This window comes from Limnomicrobium aquaticum, from assembly GCF_040545545.1.
In the GTDB taxonomy this organism is placed as follows: domain Bacteria; phylum Pseudomonadota; class Alphaproteobacteria; order Rhizobiales; family Rhizobiaceae; genus Ensifer_A; species Ensifer_A aquaticum.
This window is the reverse complement of sequence record NZ_JBEPMB010000001.1, coordinates 1,645,132-1,661,276: the sequence shown is the minus strand read 5'-3', so window position 1 is coordinate 1,661,276 and position 16,145 is coordinate 1,645,132. Positions and strand designations below refer to the sequence as shown.

Genomic DNA, 16,145 nt, shown 5'->3' with positions numbered 1-16,145 from the left:
GGAAGACGCGGCTTTCAGCAAATGTCGTTGCAACTCTCGGTGTTTGTCCGCATTGTATAGCGTAAGTGAAATAACGCCATGAACAACGTAATGATCTACAAGGGCTACAATGCACGGGTGGACTATGACGCCGAAGACGAGATATTCTTCGGGCGCATCGCGGGTATCGCGGACGGCGTAGGTTTTCATGGGCAGAGCGTCAGCGAATTGAACGCGGCGTTTCAAGAGGCCGTGGACGATTATCTCGAAACCTGCCGCAAGATCGGCAAGTCGCCGGAAAAGCCCTATTCCGGCAAGATGATGTTCCGCGTCGATCCCGAAACCCATCGCCGCGCCGCGATTGCCGCCGAACTCTCCGGCAAGAGCCTGAACCAGTGGGCGGAAGATGTGCTGGCGAAGGCAGCGTGCAGATGACAACACCTCTTCAATTGTACGGAGAATTCACGTACAATAACGTCATACTGCACAGTCTGATCGAGAAGAGTGGGTCATGAACGAACATGCCAAAGCGGCTCGCATCGAAGCGAGGATTGCGCCAGATGCCTTGGCGCTGGTCAAGCGTGCGGCAGAGATCGAGGGCCGCAGCCTCAGCGATTTCGTCGTTGCCGCCGCGCAGGCCGCCGCCCGCCGCACTATCGAGGACAGCCACATCGTACGGCTTGCGGAACAGGACCAACTGCGCTTTGCCGAAGCGCTGATCACGCCACAAGCCCCGACAGATGCGCTGAAACGCGCAAAGGCAAGCCATCAGCGCCTGATTCAATCGTAGCTGAGAGGCATGCCGTTGGCCGCGCCTTATGTGATCGAGGAACTGAGTGCTGCGCATGATCGCAGTTCTTTTGCCTCCGGCGTGGCTCCGCTCGATCATTACCTGAGAACGCAGGCCCGGCAAGACATGAAAAGGCGTGTCAGCGCATGCTACGTGTCTTGTCTTGCCGGGGACAGCGCAGTTGCAGGTTTCTACACGCTTTCGGCCGGGGAGGTTCTGTTGCATGACCTGCCCGAAGAGATCGCGCGCCGCTTGCCGCGCTATCCCGTCGTTCCTGTCGCCCGCATCGGGCGTCTTGCCACTGATGTGCGCCATCAGCGCAAGGGCCTTGGGGCTGCGCTGTTGTGGGACGCCATGACGCGGACACATCGCTCCGGTCTCGGGGTCTACGCCACGATTGTCGATGCCAAGGATGCCGCGGCAGCCGCATTCTACTGTCATCACGGTTTTATTCCATTCGTGACAAAGCCCCTGCAACTCTTCATGCCGCTTGCCACGATCGAGGGCCTATAGACCTCGCTCGTGCCCTCTCACTCCCGCCGCATCTCCGACGGGAGCGCGCCGAATGCCTCGCGAAACTGGCCCGCCAGCCGGCCGAGATGCCAGATGCCGTAGCGCGCGGCAATGTCGCCGATGCTGTCGCTGCTCGTTTTCAGCGCGCGGCGCACGGCATCGAGGCGGACTGCCGCGATATAGGCGTGCGGGCTCATGCCCACGGCCTCCTGAAAGGCGTATTCCAGCGTCCGGCGGCTGACATTCATCCGTTTTTGCAGGCGCGGCACGGTGACGGTGCCCATTGTGTCGTGGATCGTGTCCCGCGCCCGGCGGAAGAGTGCGGCGCGGCGGTCTAGCGAGGGGAGGCGGTTCGCCAGACCTGCCCCGGCAAGGCCGGTCATCGCCACCATGATCGCAGCAATCTCTGCGCTGAAACCATCGCCGTCAAACGTGTCCGCGCCAAGACCGCTCGCCAGAAGCGCACATTGCAGGAGTGTGTTGACCGTCTGGAACAGCCGGCCCGTTGCGGCCGGATTGTCGATGAGCCGTGTTTCCCCATGCGAGGGCGGGCGGATGCCGCCGGCCTCGCCATCATGCCGCAAGGCCTCGTCGCTGAGGGTCACGACACAGACATGCGTACCCGTAGCGCTCTGGAAATCGATCTCCGCGCCCGCGCCGAGCAGCATCGCGGTGCCGGGGGCGAAGGAACGCGTGCCGAACCGCGCTGCGGGCTGATCGCCGCACAAAAACACGAGGCTCGTCTGGCCGGCCGGCACGCCGCTGAACTGCTCTATAACCTGATTGACCGTCTCGACATAGACGCCGGCCCCGTTCGCACCCTCCACGGTGGTGAAGCTGCCGGAAAAGGCACCGCGGCTCAGCTGGCGATAGATCTGGTCATAGCCGCTCAGCTGCGCCGCCTGCCGGTCGATATCGGCGAAGCGGTCGCGGTGCACGGTCAGGCCGGCGGGGTCGGTTTCCAGGGACATCGCCGCCTCTTGCGTAAAACGGATAACGGGCGTGAAATTACGAGCAGTATGATCAGCCGAATGCCGGCTTTCAAGCTGTCTTCACAAAATCGCAACAAACCCGCGAAAAAGGGGAAAGACATGAGAAAATGGATTGTCGCGGCAGGCTGTGCGCTTGCCGTTCTTGCCGCATCGGTCGCTCAGGCCGCCGACCGCTGGACCGAACTGCCGGAACCGCCGGCCATGCCCGCCGCCGTCAAGTCCGGCACCGCGCCGGTCAATGGCATCAAGATGTATTATGCGGTCTACGGCACTGCGCCGGGAACGCCGATCCTGATGATCCATGGCGGCCTCGGCTATGCGGATATCTGGGCGAACCAGGTCGCTGACCTGTCGAAGGATCACACGGTGATCGTCGCGGACAGCCGCGGCCATGGCCGCTCGACGCGTAACACGGATCCCTATGGCTATGATCTCATGTCGTCGGACTATCTGGCGCTGCTGGATTTCCTGAAGGTCCAGAAGGTTGATCTCGTCGGCTGGAGCGATGGCGGCATCATCGGTCTCGACATCGCCATCCACCATCCGGAACGTCTGGACAAGCTCTTCGCCCAGGCCGCCAACACCAAGGTGGAGGGTGTGAAGTCGGATGTGATGGAAAACAAGACGTTTGCGGCCTATATCGATCGCAGCGGCGAGGTCTACAAGAAGATCTCCCCGACGCCGACCGAGTATGACGCCTTCGTCAAGCAGATCAGCGACATGTGGGCCAGCCAGCCGAACTGGCCGGACAGCGACCTGCAATCGATCAAGGTGCCGACCGCCATCGTGCTTGGCGACCACGATGAGGCTGTGGATCGCACGCACACGGAATACATCGCCAAGACGGTTCCCGGCGCCAAGCTCATCATCCTCAAGGATGCCAGCCACTTCGCCATGCTGCAGGATCCGGCCGGCTACACCAAGGCGGTGCGCGACTTCTTCGGCGCGAAGTAACAAAAAGAGGCTGCGGCGGCAAATTGCTTGCCGCCGTATCCGCCCCGCCTCAAGACCGCCGGAAAACCCCGCGCAAGCCGCCGCCGATCAGCAGCGTCACGTCCAGCATGGCCGAAACCGGCAGGCCGAAGCCGCAGGCGATCAGGTAGCGCGGTTGCCATTCCGGGTCGAATTTCGACTTGAAGGTCTTCACGCCCTTGAAATTGTAGAAGCGTTCGCCTTTTTCGAAGACCTGCTTGCCGATCCGGTTCCACAACGGCGCGACGGCGTGATCCGACAGGCCCGCGAGCGGGGCCATGCCGAGATTGAGCTTCGTGTAGCCTGCCTGTTTCAGGCTCTCCATGATGCGAACGAACAGGAGGTCCATCGCGCCGCGATGCACGCCGGGAAGCGAACGCATCAGGTCGATGAAAGCGTGACCGTTTTCGGTCGTCAGGATATTGGCAAAGGCAACGATGTGACCATCGACCCGGATGACGGCCACCGGCGTCGAGGCCACGTAATCGTGGCGGAACGTGCCGAGCGAAAAACCCTTTTCCCTTGCGTTCTGTGTCGAGAGCCAGAGGTCGGAGACACGGGCAAGCTCGCCGAGCACAGCCGGCACGGCCTCCGGCAACAGCATTTCGAATGAGAGCCCGTCGCGTTCTGCCCGGTTGATGGATCGGCGAAGCTTCAGCCAGTCGCCGCCGGCCAGCGAAAATGCACTCAGGTCGATCGCCGCCTCTTCGCCGATCTTGTAAGGCTGCATTCCGATCTCGACCGCGACGGGCAGAAAATCGGCCGAGACCTGATAGAAGACGGGGCGAAGCATCATCCGTTCAGCCTCGGCGCGGAACTTCAGCGCCAGCGTTTCCCACAGATGACGCGGTCCCACAGGATCGAACAACGCCACCATGGAGCGGCCGCGGCAGCCATACATGATGAAGGCCTGACCGCAATCTGAGAACAGGAGCTTCTTGTCGCCCAGCCGGACGAGCCCGGCTGCCGCGTTGTCGTAACGGGCCACGATCTCGTTGGCGCGGCGCAGATCGTCGCGCCCGGGTGCCGGTCCGCGCTGGCGCCACGCACGCATCGCGCGGCGTCCGGCCAGAACGCTGATTGTGGCGGCAAGCGCCACGCCGCCGCCGACCGGCTGGTCGAAGACATGCTTCATCCCCTGCCGCAGCAGCGGCCCGACGATCGCGCCGTCGAAAGCGGTGCTGACGCCCGCAAACAGGGCGAGCGCCGAAATGGCCGCCGGCGCTGCCCAGCGCGAGGTGAGGCGCCGCCCCCGATATGCGGGAGCTGCGAATTCCCCCGCATGACCCATCTCGGTTGCGGTGTTCGGTGCGGTCGAAGCCGTTAGTTCGAGCATATTTGATCCTGATGTCCCACTCGGACGCCAATCGCGGCCCTTATCACGGGTTCACGCATATAGACATGACAAATAAATGAAGTTTTAAAGTCTATCCCAAGAAAATTTGAGAGGATCGCATGAATGAGCTGTGTTTCCAGAGTGATTCAGTAAATGTGTAATTGTACGGAGTGCTTATAAATCCGCAAACTGACCAATCCGGCACAGGGTTTTCTTGAGCGATGCTTTGCTCATTCTGCGGTCAGTATCGCGATGTGAATGAAAATGAGGCATTTCGCCGTTTGCCCCCAAGCGGTCGATAAAACCTTGAAATTGCCAAGACAAGGGGGTCTAAAGGCGCCTTCACCCCTCTCATCCCCGTGAGACCGTGCTCCATGCCAAACCTCCGTAAACTGAAACTGCTGCGACGTGTGAAGGTCATGCGTGGAAGGCGCACGATGTGGCAGTCGCGGCTGGTCTTCTGGGTGGGCGCGCTGGCGATTGGTCTCGTCAGTGTCGCCTTCGCCAAGGCCTCCGATTGGGCAAGTGATGCGTTCCATCATGTCACGCATGCCGGTCCCTATGCCTTCCTCTTTCCCCTGGCGCTGACGCCGGCCGGCTTTGCGCTCTCGGCCTGGCTTGCCTTCCGCTATTTTCCGAATTCGCAAGGCTCCGGCATTCCGCAGGCGATCGCTGCCCGCCACTTCCACGATGCCGAAAGCCGCAATTTCCTGCTCTCACTGAAGCTCGCCGCCGCCAAGGTCGTGCTGACGGTCTTCGGCATCTTCTGTGGCGGCTCCATCGGACGCGAAGGGCCGACGGTGCAGGTCGGCGCGTCGATCATGCTGCAGGCCGCGCGCATCGGCGGCGTCGTTCAGGCGAGGGGCCTCATTCTTGCGGGCTCGGCGGCCGGCATTGCCGCGGCCTTCAACACGCCGCTCGCCGGCATCGTCTTCGCCATCGAAGAGATGAGCCGCAATTTTGAAATCCGCGCCAATGGGGCCGTGCTGACGGCCGTCATCCTGTCGGGCCTTGCAGCGCTCGGCCTGCTCGGCGACTACAACACCTATTTCGGTTCGACGCATGACGTCATGGCGGGCCTGAGAGACTGGTGGCTCGTGCTGCTCTGCGGCATCGGCGGCGGGGCCTGCGGCGCGCTTTTCTCCACCGCCGTGCTCAGGCTGACGATCCGGCTCAAGCGCTGGCGTCAGGCCGCGCCGGTGCCGCGGCTGATCGCGATTGCCGCCGGCTTCGGCTTTCTCGTTGCGCTCATCGGCATCGTCTCGGGCGGGCTGACTTTCGGCACGGGCTATGATCAGGCGCGCGCCGCGCTACAGGGTACCCCGCTGCCGCCGCTTTATTTCGCCGAGAAGCTCGCCGCCACGTTCCTGTGCACCATGTCCGGCATTCCCGGCGGCCTTTTCGCACCGTCGCTTGCCGTCGGTGCCGGCATCGGCTCGACCATCGGACTCGTCGTGGGCACGAATGCCGGCATCGCGGCACTTCTCGGCATGGCGGGCTACTTTGCCGGCGTCGTACAGGCCCCCATGACCGCCTTCGTCATCATTCTCGAAATGACTGACAGCCACCAGAACGTCATTGCCCTCATGGCCACCGCCATGCTCGGCTACATCACCTCGCGCCTCATCAACCGCGAACCGCTCTATCACGGACTGTCCCGCGCCTACATGGCCGATACGATCCGGCATCAGCGCAATCACGGGCGCGGCTCAAATGCCGCCTCCGAGAAGGATGTTCATGCGTGAATTCAATTGAATTTTGGCCCGACATGATCATGTCACGATCCCATGGGAGGACGTGATCATTCGGGCCGGTCCGCCCGCCATTCTGGAACAGATATCATGTCCCTGCTGCCGCGCCTTTTTCTCGCTTCGATTGCCTCGCTTGCCTCCATGACCTCCGCCCAGTCTGCCGATGCCAAATTCCCGCCCGTCGTCTTCGTGCATGGCAATGGCGACACGGCAGCACTCTGGATGACGCAGTTCTGGCGCTTTGAAAGCAACGGCTATCCGGAAGACCATCTCTTTGCCGTCGACATCCCCCATCCGAGCGCGCGCGCCGACGACAATGCGCAGGAAGTCAACCGCTCCTCCACCACCGACGCCGCGCAGGCCGTGGCGGCCGAAGTGGATGAGGCCCTGAAGGCAACGGGGGCCGAAAAGGTCGTGCTGGTCGCCAATTCGCGTGGCTGCCAGACGGCGCGCAACTATGTGAAGAATTTCGGCGGCGCGGCCAAGGTCGAGCGCATGGTGCTTGGCGGCTGCGTCCACCATGGCGTCTTCGTCCTGCCGAATGCGGCGCAGGGCTCCGAGTTCAACGGCGCAGCACCGTTCCTGAAAAACCTCTCCGCCGAGCCGGAAGTGCCGGCCGGCATGCCGGTCACGGTCATCCGCTCTGACAAGTTCGACCTCTATTCGCAGCCGGAGGGCAAATATGTCGGCATGGCCGGCAAGTCGACCGGCATCTCTTATGAATCGCAGGAACTGAAGGGCGCCGACAACCGTGTCATCCCCGGTGCCGACCACCGCGAGACGGCCTATTCCAAGCTCGCCTTCGAGATCATCTATCAGGCGATCACCGGCGAGAAGGCCGGCACGCATGCGATCGTTGCGGAGGAGAACCCGGTGCTTTCCGGCATGATCACCGGCTACGAAAACGGTGCCGCAACCAATCTGCCGGTCCCCGGTGCCAAGCTATCGATCTACGCGACCGATCCCAAGACCGGCGAGCGTTTCGGCTCGCCGGTTTATGAAAAGACGGTGGGCGCCGATGGAGTCTGGGGCGATTTCCACGCGCGCCCGAGCCAGACCTATGAATTCGATATCAAGGCGGACGGCTATCCGGAAACGCGCATCTTCCGCGGCCTGCTGCCGCGCTCCTTCCGCTACATGGATCTGCGCCTGCAGCCGGCCCCCGCTCAGGGCAATCTCATCTTCGTGAAGCGCCCGCGCGGCTATTTCGGCCCCGACGATCAGGCAACCGCCAACGGCCTCATTCTCCCCGGCATCGACCCGAACGACCCTGTCCCGCACGTGGCGAGCGCCAATGTGCCCGTGGCGGGCGACAAACCGGAGAGCATTACGGCCGTCTTCAACGGCGAGACCATCGTCGGACGATTTGATCCGGCGCTCAAGGATGCCGCGACCTATATCGAGTTTACGGATTGAGGGCAGGGCGGGGCGTTCGCGCTTCCTCTTCTCCCCTTGGGGAGAAGGTGGCCCGAAGGGCCGGATGAGGGGTTCTTGCAGCCGCTGAGCCAGATGGGAACCCCTCATCGCCTCACTGCGTTCGGCACTTCTCCCCAAGGGGAGAAGAGGGCGCAAGGCAATTGCCGCCTTTCCATCTGGCATATGCGATTGCCTTGCCTGCGGCGAGACTGATCGAGGCATCCGTTCGCAAAATCTTCTCAAATTCAAGTCTGAAATATCTAGTAATATAGTGGATATTCAGAAACTTACTTTGGGGATGTTTTTCGCGAAACCGTGTTTCCTGAGAGATATTTCTTCTGTTCCGCCGCCGCTTTAAATCCCTGTTTCTGTCATTTGATCTCACCGGCTGCGATATTGCCTCCAACATCGCAACACCCCTCGGGAAATCGCAATGACCCTGAACATCTCGGGCCTCACGCCCGGCATCGAAGCTGCATCCTCGCTCGACGCGGAACTTGCCAGGCTCGACCTTGCAGGCCGCCTCAAGCTTGTGGCATCGCTCGGCGGCCGGGCCGTCTTCACGACATCGCTGGGTATAGAAGACCAGGTGATCACCGCTGCCATCGGCACGCACTGTCCTCAGATCGAAGTCGCGACGCTCGAAACCGGCATGCTCTTCAAGGAAACCGTCGACCTGATCGGCGAGACGGAAGCGCGCTATGGGATCGAAATCCAGCGCTTCCATCCGGAAGTGGCCGATGTGGAGACTTATATCGCGCAATACGGCAAGTTTGGTTTCTACGAAAGCGTTGAAGCCCGCCACGCCTGCTGCGGCGTGCGCAAGGTGAAGCCGCTGGCCCGCGCGCTCGAAGGCGCTTCCTTCTGGATCACTGGCCTGCGCCGTGGCCAGTCCGGCAATCGCGCCACGACGCCTTTTGCCGAGTTCGATGCCGAGCGCGGCCTCATCAAGATCAACCCGCTGGCCGACTGGGATATCGACCAGATCCGCGCCCATGTGAAGGCGGATGCAATCCCCTATAACCCGCTGCACGACAAGGGCTATCCCTCCATCGGCTGCGAACCCTGCACCCGCGCCATCCGTCCGGGCGAACCGGAACGCGCCGGCCGCTGGTGGTGGGAAAACGACGAAAAGCGCGAATGCGGCCTGCATGTGCCGGAAGCTGCCGCCCCCTCGCTCAATTCGTCTTCTCTGTGAGTTTCTGGGCGCAAGCCTGACCCAAGGAAAAACAAAATGCACATTTCCGAATTCGATGCCCACACGCAGGACAAGCAGGTGAAGCCGCCGCTCGATCCGCATCTGAAGGCGCTGGAAAACGAAGCGATCCACATCTTCCGCGAAGTGGCCGCCGAGTTCGAGCGTCCGGTCATGCTCTATTCGATCGGCAAGGACTCGTCGGTCCTGCTGCATCTGGCGCGCAAGGCCTTCTATCCCGGCCGCATCCCGTTCCCGCTTCTGCATGTCGACACCGGCTGGAAGTTCCCCGAGATGATCGCCTTCCGCGACGAGATGGCCAAGCGCTTCGATCTCGATCTGGTGGTGCACACCAATCCGCGCGGCGCGAAGGAAAACATCTCGCCCTTCACGCATGGTTCGGCGCTCCACACCGACATCATGAAGACGGAAGCGCTGCGCCAGGCGCTCGACGCCGGCCAGTATGACGCAGCCTTCGGCGGCGCGCGCCGCGACGAGGAGGCGAGCCGCGCCAAGGAGCGCATCTATTCCTTCCGCACGCCCGACCATAAGTGGGACCCGCGCAACCAGCGCCCGGAACTCTGGAATGTCTATAACGGCATGATCCGCCGCGGCGAAAGCGTGCGCGCCTTCCCGCTGTCCAACTGGACCGAAGTCGACATCTGGCGCTACATCCAGGCCGAAAACATCCCGCTGCCGCCGCTCTACTACGCTGCCAAGCGCAAGTTCGTCGAGCGCGACGGCATGCTCATGTGGGCCGAGGACAAGCGCTTCGAGGCGCTGCCGGGCGAGCAGGTGCAGGAAGACTACATCCGCTTCCGCACGCTCGGCTGCTGGCCGCTGACTGGCGCGATCCGGAGCCACGCCACCACGCTCGACGAGGTAATCGCCGAACTCGAAATCGCCACCGTCTCCGAACGCCAAGGCCGCGCCATCGACCGCGACCAGGCCGGTTCGATGGAGAAGAAGAAGCGCGAAGGATATTTCTGATATGACTGCTACAGCCACCGCCGCCGTAATCGCTCCCGCACCCGAAGCCGCACCTGCCCTTCGCGACACGCGTCCGCTCCGCCTCATCACCTGCGGCTCCGTCGATGACGGCAAGTCGACCCTGATCGGCCGCCTCCTTTGGGACACAAAGGCCGTCAAGGAAGACCAGGCCGCAGCGCTCAACCGCGATAGCGGCAAGCAGAACGATCTCGGCCTGCCTGACTTCGCGCTGCTGCTCGACGGTCTCCAGGCCGAGCGCGAGCAGGGCATCACGATTGACGTGGCCTATCGCTACTTCGCCACCGACAAGCGCTCCTTCATCGTGGCCGACACCCCCGGCCACGAGCAGTACACCCGCAACATGGCAACCGGCGCCTCCACCGCCGATCTCGCCGTGCTGCTGGTCGATGCCCGCGCCGGCATTCTCGAACAGACCCGCCGCCATGCGACCATTGCGACCCTCATGGGCATCAAGCAGTTCGTGCTGGCGATCAACAAGATCGACCTGATCAACTACGACAAGGCCCGTTTCGATGAATTGTCGCTGGAATTCAAGGAAATCGCGCTGTCGCTCGGCGTCAAGCAGGTGACGGCGATCCCGGTATCGGCGCTCAAGGGCGAAAACGTCGTTTATGACGGCAAGGCTTCCATGCCATGGTACGAAGGCCCGACGCTGGTCGAGGTGCTGGAACTGGCAACCGTCCGTTCCGCCCAGACCGTCGGCTTCCGTCTTCCCGTCCAGCGCGTCTCGCGTCCGGGCGAAAGCTTCCGTGGCTATCAGGGCACGGTGGCCGGCGGCGCGGTGAAGCCCGGCGACAGCGTCGTCATCCTGCCCTCCGGCATGGTCGCCAACGTCAAGCAGATCGTCACCTTCGACCTGGTGCGCAACGCGGCCGTCGCCGGCGATGCGATCACGCTCGTTCTCGACCGTCAGGTGGACGTGGCGCGCGGCGACATGATCGCCACCATCGACGCCCAGCCGCAGGTCGGTCTTGCCTTCGATGCGCAGCTCGTGGCCCTCCAGCCCGGCGGCATCGAGCCCGGCAAGCGCTACTGGCTGAAATCCGGCTCGCGCCGCCAGCGCGTTTCTGTGCAGCCGTCCAGCCTGCTCGACCTCAAGTCCGGCAAGTGGAACCGCCACGACGGCGCGCTGCCGATGAACGCCATCGGCAAGGTGCATCTCTCGTTTGACGAAGCCGCAATCTTCGACGCCTATGAGCTGAACCGCACGACGGGCGCCTTCATCCTCATCGACCCGGACACCAACAACACGGTGGCAGGTGGCATGATTTCGGCCAAGCGCGGCGACCTCGGCGGCCTCAACAACGAGGCCGAGCGCGTCATCCTCTCGCTCCCCGCCGACCTCGCCGACAAAATACTCGCCAGCGGCATCCTCTCCGAACGCCGCGACGAAATCGACATCCGACGCACCAATCCGGGCCGCGCGGCTGAGCTGCTGGGCGAACTGGACAGCTGACGATTTTTACTCCCAAGAGTGACCGAAGAGGGGTGCCGACAGGTGCCCCTTTTTACGTTCAGGCGGCGGTCTGCTTGCTCGTAATCTCGAACCCGATGGCCTTGAGCACGGCAAGCGTCGTTGCCAGCGTCGGATTGCCGTTTTCACTCAGCGACTTGTAAAGCTGCTCGCGCGCAAGCCCAGTTTCACGCGCAATCTTCGTCATGCCCTTGGCCCGTGCCGCGACGCCCAGCGCATTGGCAATATGCCCGGCATCGCCTGTCTCGAAGGCTTCCGCGAGAAACACGGCGACCGCCTCGTCACTCTTCAAAAGATCGGCCGGGTCGAAATCGAGAAACCTCTCACTCAAGTTCGTCACTCCACTGTTTTCCAGTCTTGTGAAGGTTGTAATTTATAAATTACAAACAGTCTAGGTTTGCCTGTTCCCCAAGAAACAGCGCGGCCCCGCGTCTCGTGAGAAATTGAAGTCACTGAACGAGACGGCTCGTTCACCGCAACCGCCAGACACGGTGCTGAAACTTCAGAGAAACAGGGGATACCGCCATGAAAACCTTCGCAATCGCAACGCTCGTCATCGCAACCGCAGCCTTTTCCTTCACCTCCGTCGCCGCCCGTGCAGACGGCTTCAAGATCCCGCCGATCGGCCAGAAAGTCGATCCCGGCTTCAAGACGCCCAAGGGGCCGCTGCAGGTCGGCCAGATCAATCCGGGCGTCTTCAAGAATCCTGTTTCTCCCGGCCCCAAGTTCAAGTTTCCGCCGGTGAAGGGGGGCCCGGCTCCGTTCCCGGGCCCCGGTCCGGCTCCGGCACCGAAGGGTGGCCTGAGTGATGGCGACGCGCTTGCCCTCGGTCTCGGCCTCGCCACCGTCGGCGTCATCGCAGCCGCCGCAGCCAGCCAGCACACTTCCGCCTATGACGGCGACTGCTGGTATGAAAAGCAGCTGCGCCACAAGAAGAGCGGCAAGGCCTACTACAAGAAGGTTCTCGTCTGCGAATGAGAATTTGTGAGCATCACATGACGCGGCTCGCCGGCAGGCGGGCCGCGCTTGCGTTTACGATGCCTTTCTATTGGCTTCCATGTAGCGGCGCAGCACGGCATTGATCCGGGTTTGGTAGCCGCGCCCGCCCTGCGCCTTGAACCACTCCACCACATCGCGATCCAGCTTCAGCCCGACAGGCATCTTTTCCGGCTTGTCGAGCCGGGCCTTCAGCCATGCCTCATCGCTCATCGGGGCAGCATCCGGGTCGGCATGCGCCTGCGCTTCGATGTCTGCGGCGGAGAGCCCGTCGAGGCCCGCATCGTCTGTCAGATCTGCAAGCGGGGTCAACGCACCATCGGCATGCCGCTGATAGGCCTTGCCTTCGATGAGAACAACGCGTGTCATCTCATTCGCGTTCATAACGTTTCTGCTCCCGTTCATTCGCCTTGCGTGCCGAGATGATCCGGATCACATCACTGCGCAGCGTGTAGGTCACGTGGAAAACGCGTCCGCCCACTTTGGCCAGCATATTCAGCCGCACTTCGCCGTAATCCTTGCGATCGTCGACCACGACCTTTCGATCCGGGTCTGAGAATGTCGCAAGCACACGAACAAAATCCACCTTGTGCTGATGGAGGTTCGTTTGCCGCTTCGTCTCATCCCATTCGAATTCCATGGTATAAGATGGAACTGCGGAGAGACGGCGTCAAGTCAATCTAGACTTTTATCTAGATTTCACCCATGCACATGCCCGTCGCGGTCCAGCGCGTGCACATGGTGGTGCGCATGCGGGCTGCCGTTGGCGTGGTGGTGGACATGGGAATGCGTGAGCCGGGCGCGGCGCAGCAGGTCGGTGTCGTGGAGGATATCGTGCACCGGCCCGTCGCCCACCACATGGCCGCCGGCCATGACGACGGCGCGGGTGGAGATCGCGGTCAGGATGTCGAGGTCGTGCGTCGCGGTGATCACCGTGCGCCCGTCACCCAGATGCCCGGCCAGGAAATGCACCAGCTTGTCGCGGCTTTGAGGGTCGAGCGCTGCGGTCGGTTCGTCCAGCAGCAGCACGTCCGGCTCCGTGATCAGAACGGAAGCGAGCGCCACGCGCTTCTTCTCGCCGCCGGACAGGCGATGCGGCGCGCGGTCCTTCAGATGCGTGAGCTCGAAGCGCTCCAGCTGTTCCTCGATCGCCGCCCTGATGCGCGGCTTGTCCCAGCCGAGTTGCAGCGGGCCGAAGGCGATTTCGTCGAACACCGTCGGGTTGAAGAGCTGGATATCCGGGTTCTGGAACACGAGCCCGACGCGGCGGCGAAAGCCATAGTGCGCTTCCTCCTCCTCGAAACGCGCTTCCGTCAGCGGTGCACCAAAGGCCTGCGCGGCGCCACTTGCCGCAAAGGTGAGGCCTGACAGAAGACGCAGGAGCGTCGACTTGCCCGATCCGTTCGGCCCGATCAGCACGATCCGCTCGCCGGAGTTCACCGTCAGGCTAAGTCCCGCCAGCGCCGGGTGGTCGCGATAGGTGTAGTCGACATCATTGAGCGCGAAGACGGGTTCGGTCATCGTTGCATCCAGAAAATGGTGGCGGGCACGAGTGCGGCGACAACAAGCGCCACGCAATCGCCGGCGCGGAAACGGAAGTCGTCAATCAGGCGCACCTCGCCGCGATAGCCGCGGGCGATCATGGCCATGTGCACGTCGTTTGCCATGGCGAGCGTCTTGCCGAGCAGCACGCCGGCGCTCCCCGCAATCAGCCGCCGCTGGTTGGCGGGGCTCAAGGGGCCGAGCTGGCGCGCGCGCCGCGCCTCCATCATCTGCGCCGCCGTGGTCATCAGCACGAAGATATAGCGATGCGTCATGCCCAGCACCGCAACCACCGCCACCGGCACGCCCAGCGACCGCATCGCCTTCATCACATGCGGCCAGCTTGTCGTGAGCACGAGAAGTGCTGCAAACGTTGCCGCCGTCTCGGCGCGGCCGATCAGAAAGGCGGCGCTGCGTAGCCCCTGTTCGCTGATCGTCCAATGCAGCACGGGCAGCGTCGCGACGACCTTGCCGGGGACGACGAAGGGCGAGGGGAGCGCGATGACGCCGGTGAAGGCGAGCACACCCAGCCAGACCTGTTTCAGCAGCCGGGTGAGCGGAATGCGCGATGCGAGCGCAAGGCCGATGGCAAATGTGAAGAGAAGCACAAGCCCGACCAGCGAATGCAGCATCGTCACGGCGATGATGAGCAGAAGTGCGCCGGCCACCTTGGCGCGCGGATCAAGGCTCTGCAACAGCCCGTCCCGGTTCGCCAGATCCTCGGCTTCCATGGCATGGGTGAGCGCATGGAGAAGGTGCGAGGGGGCGGCAAATCGTACGCCCCTCTTCTCCCCTCGGGGAGAGGATGTCCGAAGGACAGATGAGAGGGCTGCGTATGTAGAAAGTCCCCCTCTGGCTGCCGCCATCTCCCCCACAAGGGGGGAGACGGATGGGGGCACCGTGCCGGCCAATCCGCCGGCTGATGAGGGCACAACGCCCGCTCTCCCTCCCCCTTGTGGGGAGGGTTGGGGAGGAGCCTTCTCTTCAGACTGAGACGCGACGGTCTCTCCGTCTTCCATCACGCCGCGTCCGGCGTCTGCGGCCGCGCCCGGCCGGCCAGTGCGGAAAGCGCGAGGAAGGAGAGAATGATCAGCCCGCCGCCGAAGAGCGCGGAGAGGATATAGCCGAAGGCGTGGCCATGCATGAAGGCGGGCGCGTAGTCGGGGATTGGTGCAGTCCAGAAACTGGAGAGCCGCTCAAGCCCGGACGGTATGGCTTCTGGCGGCGCGACATTACCCGAGGCGGCGGCAATCTCCGCACGGGCCGCCGCATTCTGAAAGGCTTCCGGCCCCCATTCGCCCCAGGCCGTGCCGGCGGCCAGCAGCCCGAGCGGGCTGGCGATCATCAGCGCCGCGAGGCCAAGCCACAGCTTGCGCGTTCCCATCCAGCCGGTTGCGCCACTCCTGGCAATGCCGGTGGCAGCACCGGGAGCGGTCGCTTTCATGAGGTCGATATCATAACGCTGCAGATAGGCGACAAGCCCGCCGGTGATGACGAGTTCGGCAAAGCCGGCAAAGGTGAGATGCCCGATCATCATGGCCGGAACGGCAATGGAGAGCGGGTAGGGCGCATAAAGCGGCGCGCCGGAGGCGTCGTGAAAGAAGATCGGCTGGATGCCGAACTCGATGGCCGCCATCAGCGCGGAGACATTGATCGCCGCATAACCGGCCATCGCACCCGCCACCACGCGCCGCGTCGACGTCAGGGCGGAACTGCCGGCAATCAGCCGGTAGAGCCCGTAGGCGACCAGCGAACCGACAATTGCCATGTTGAGCGCATTGGCCCCGAAGGCGAGAATCCCGCCATCGCCGAAGAACACCGCCTGCACCAGAAGCGCAATCGAGACTGCGAGCATCGCAGCCCAGGGCCCGAGCACGATCGCCGCAATCCCCATGCCGACAGCATGGCCGGTCGTGCCGCCCGGAAGCGGCAGGTTGAACATCATGACGGTGAAGGAAAAGGCCGAAACCACGGAAATCAGCGGCACCGCCCTGGTGGTCAGCATGCGCCCCACCTTGCGAGAGGCGACATACCAGAAGGGCGCCGCCGCCGCGAATGTCACGGCGCAGGTCGCGGGTGAAAGATATCCGTCTGGAATATGCATGGCCTGGTCTCCCTGTGCAGCCCGGTTTGGGTCCTGCGTCGGTGAGCAAAGTATGATCTTTTATGAGAATTGTC

The 16,145-nt window shown here is 62.9% G+C and carries 18 protein-coding genes; 10 read left to right on the top strand and 8 right to left on the bottom strand.

Translation table 11 applies throughout. The annotated features are described in order from the left end of the window. Positions 1-78 precede the first annotated feature (78 nt). The 3 genes from ABID16_RS08345 (at position 79) to ABID16_RS08335 (ending at position 1,282) form a co-directional block, all read left to right on the top strand. Entirely contained in the window at positions 79-414 is a 336-nt protein-coding gene (locus ABID16_RS08345) for a type II toxin-antitoxin system HicB family antitoxin (protein WP_354555826.1), read from the top strand. Positions 415-490: 76 nt separating this feature from the next. Further along, on the top strand, positions 491-769 hold the full coding sequence (locus tag ABID16_RS08340) for a type II toxin-antitoxin system TacA family antitoxin (protein WP_354555825.1): 279 nt from the start codon (positions 491-493) through the stop codon (positions 767-769). A gap of 15 nt (positions 770-784) precedes the next feature. Next, positions 785-1,282, top strand: a complete 498-nt coding sequence (locus ABID16_RS08335) for a GNAT family N-acetyltransferase (RefSeq protein ID WP_354555824.1) — start codon at positions 785-787, stop codon at positions 1,280-1,282. Between the two features lie 17 nt (positions 1,283-1,299). On the opposite strand, the gene ABID16_RS08330 is transcribed toward ABID16_RS08335, so the two are convergent. Next, positions 1,300-2,253 (bottom strand): AraC family transcriptional regulator, encoded by a 954-nt coding sequence (locus ABID16_RS08330; protein WP_354555823.1) that lies wholly within the window; start codon positions 2,251-2,253, stop codon positions 1,300-1,302. Between the two features lie 120 nt (positions 2,254-2,373). Here ABID16_RS08330 and ABID16_RS08325 point away from each other — a divergent pair, with 120 nt between their 5' ends. Beyond that, a complete protein-coding gene (locus tag ABID16_RS08325; protein ID WP_354555822.1) occupies positions 2,374-3,228 on the top strand; it encodes an alpha/beta fold hydrolase in 855 nt (284 codons plus the stop codon). 49 nt (positions 3,229-3,277) lie between these two features. Here ABID16_RS08325 and ABID16_RS08320 read toward each other — a convergent pair whose 3' ends face one another. Next, positions 3,278-4,582: a phosphatidylglycerol lysyltransferase domain-containing protein gene (locus ABID16_RS08320; protein WP_354555821.1), complete on the bottom strand. Its 1,305-nt coding sequence runs from the start codon at positions 4,580-4,582 to the stop codon at positions 3,278-3,280. Between the two features lie 374 nt (positions 4,583-4,956). Between ABID16_RS08320 and ABID16_RS08315 the strand changes: the two genes are divergently transcribed. From ABID16_RS08315 to cysN, 5 genes are all read left to right on the top strand, one after another. After that, positions 4,957-6,327: a chloride channel protein gene (locus tag ABID16_RS08315; RefSeq protein ID WP_354555820.1), complete on the top strand. Its 1,371-nt coding sequence runs from the start codon at positions 4,957-4,959 to the stop codon at positions 6,325-6,327. 96 nt (positions 6,328-6,423) lie between these two features. After that, complete coding sequence (locus ABID16_RS08310; RefSeq protein ID WP_354555819.1) at positions 6,424-7,749, top strand: alpha/beta fold hydrolase; 1,326 nt, start codon at positions 6,424-6,426, stop codon at positions 7,747-7,749. Between the two features lie 433 nt (positions 7,750-8,182). Continuing rightward, positions 8,183-8,947, top strand: coding sequence for a phosphoadenylyl-sulfate reductase (locus ABID16_RS08305; RefSeq protein ID WP_354555818.1), 765 nt, complete (start codon positions 8,183-8,185; stop codon positions 8,945-8,947). 36 nt (positions 8,948-8,983) lie between these two features. Next, complete coding sequence (gene cysD / locus ABID16_RS08300) at positions 8,984-9,934, top strand: sulfate adenylyltransferase subunit CysD (RefSeq protein WP_354555817.1); 951 nt, start codon at positions 8,984-8,986, stop codon at positions 9,932-9,934. 1 nt (position 9,935) lies between these two features. Then, positions 9,936-11,411: a sulfate adenylyltransferase subunit CysN gene (cysN, locus tag ABID16_RS08295; protein ID WP_354555816.1), complete on the top strand. Its 1,476-nt coding sequence runs from the start codon at positions 9,936-9,938 to the stop codon at positions 11,409-11,411. A gap of 58 nt (positions 11,412-11,469) precedes the next feature. On the opposite strand, the gene ABID16_RS08290 is transcribed toward cysN, so the two are convergent. Then, a complete protein-coding gene (locus ABID16_RS08290) occupies positions 11,470-11,760 on the bottom strand; it encodes an addiction module antidote protein (RefSeq protein ID WP_354555815.1) in 291 nt (96 codons plus the stop codon). Positions 11,761-11,954: 194 nt separating this feature from the next. Between ABID16_RS08290 and ABID16_RS08285 the strand changes: the two genes are divergently transcribed. Beyond that, positions 11,955-12,407, top strand: coding sequence for a hypothetical protein (locus ABID16_RS08285; RefSeq protein WP_354555814.1), 453 nt, complete (start codon positions 11,955-11,957; stop codon positions 12,405-12,407). A 54-nt stretch (positions 12,408-12,461) separates the two neighbouring features. On the opposite strand, the gene ABID16_RS08280 is transcribed toward ABID16_RS08285, so the two are convergent. The 5 genes from ABID16_RS08280 to cbiM all read right to left on the bottom strand — a co-directional run bounded on the left by ABID16_RS08280 (position 12,462) and on the right by cbiM (position 16,071). Next, positions 12,462-12,809 carry a BrnA antitoxin family protein gene (locus ABID16_RS08280; protein WP_354555813.1) on the bottom strand — a complete coding sequence of 116 codons (348 nt, stop codon included), beginning with the start codon at positions 12,807-12,809 and terminating at the stop codon, positions 12,462-12,464. Continuing rightward, positions 12,796-13,065: a BrnT family toxin gene (locus tag ABID16_RS08275; RefSeq protein WP_354555812.1), complete on the bottom strand. Its 270-nt coding sequence runs from the start codon at positions 13,063-13,065 to the stop codon at positions 12,796-12,798. Before ABID16_RS08275 ends, ABID16_RS08280 begins: the two co-directional genes overlap by 14 nt. 59 nt (positions 13,066-13,124) lie before the next feature. Beyond that, positions 13,125-13,946, bottom strand: coding sequence for an energy-coupling factor ABC transporter ATP-binding protein (locus ABID16_RS08270; RefSeq protein ID WP_354555811.1), 822 nt, complete (start codon positions 13,944-13,946; stop codon positions 13,125-13,127). Beyond that, the gene (gene cbiQ / locus ABID16_RS08265) at positions 13,943-14,662 is read right to left on the bottom strand and encodes a cobalt ECF transporter T component CbiQ (protein ID WP_354555810.1); all 720 of its coding nucleotides are present in this window, start codon (positions 14,660-14,662) and stop codon (positions 13,943-13,945) included. Before cbiQ ends, ABID16_RS08270 begins: the two co-directional genes overlap by 4 nt. A 323-nt stretch (positions 14,663-14,985) precedes the next feature. Beyond that, on the bottom strand, positions 14,986-16,071 hold the full coding sequence (cbiM, locus tag ABID16_RS08260) for a cobalt transporter CbiM (RefSeq protein ID WP_354555809.1): 1,086 nt from the start codon (positions 16,069-16,071) through the stop codon (positions 14,986-14,988). Positions 16,072-16,145: the final 74 nt, after the last annotated feature.

What these genes read in the sequence shown, in the direction of transcription:
- ABID16_RS08345 (WP_354555826.1), top strand. Translation starts at nt 79, where the DNA reads ATGAACAACGTAATGATCTACAAGGGCTACAATGCACGGGTGGACTAT.
- ABID16_RS08340 (WP_354555825.1), top strand. Translation starts at nt 491, where the DNA reads ATGAACGAACATGCCAAAGCGGCTCGCATCGAAGCGAGGATTGCGCCA.
- ABID16_RS08330 (WP_354555823.1), bottom strand. Translation starts at nt 2,253, where the DNA reads ATGTCCCTGGAAACCGACCCCGCCGGCCTGACCGTGCACCGCGACCGC.
- ABID16_RS08325 (WP_354555822.1), top strand. Translation starts at nt 2,374, where the DNA reads ATGAGAAAATGGATTGTCGCGGCAGGCTGTGCGCTTGCCGTTCTTGCC.
- ABID16_RS08320 (WP_354555821.1), bottom strand. Translation starts at nt 4,582, where the DNA reads ATGCTCGAACTAACGGCTTCGACCGCACCGAACACCGCAACCGAGATG.
- ABID16_RS08315 (WP_354555820.1), top strand. Translation starts at nt 4,957, where the DNA reads ATGCCAAACCTCCGTAAACTGAAACTGCTGCGACGTGTGAAGGTCATG.
- ABID16_RS08310 (WP_354555819.1), top strand. Translation starts at nt 6,424, where the DNA reads ATGTCCCTGCTGCCGCGCCTTTTTCTCGCTTCGATTGCCTCGCTTGCC.
- ABID16_RS08305 (WP_354555818.1), top strand. Translation starts at nt 8,183, where the DNA reads ATGACCCTGAACATCTCGGGCCTCACGCCCGGCATCGAAGCTGCATCC.
- cysD (WP_354555817.1), top strand. Translation starts at nt 8,984, where the DNA reads ATGCACATTTCCGAATTCGATGCCCACACGCAGGACAAGCAGGTGAAG.
- cysN (WP_354555816.1), top strand. Translation starts at nt 9,936, where the DNA reads ATGACTGCTACAGCCACCGCCGCCGTAATCGCTCCCGCACCCGAAGCC.
- ABID16_RS08285 (WP_354555814.1), top strand. Translation starts at nt 11,955, where the DNA reads ATGAAAACCTTCGCAATCGCAACGCTCGTCATCGCAACCGCAGCCTTT.
- ABID16_RS08280 (WP_354555813.1), bottom strand. Translation starts at nt 12,809, where the DNA reads ATGAACGCGAATGAGATGACACGCGTTGTTCTCATCGAAGGCAAGGCC.
- ABID16_RS08275 (WP_354555812.1), bottom strand. Translation starts at nt 13,065, where the DNA reads ATGGAATTCGAATGGGATGAGACGAAGCGGCAAACGAACCTCCATCAG.
- ABID16_RS08270 (WP_354555811.1), bottom strand. Translation starts at nt 13,946, where the DNA reads ATGACCGAACCCGTCTTCGCGCTCAATGATGTCGACTACACCTATCGC.
- cbiM (WP_354555809.1), bottom strand. Translation starts at nt 16,071, where the DNA reads ATGCATATTCCAGACGGATATCTTTCACCCGCGACCTGCGCCGTGACA.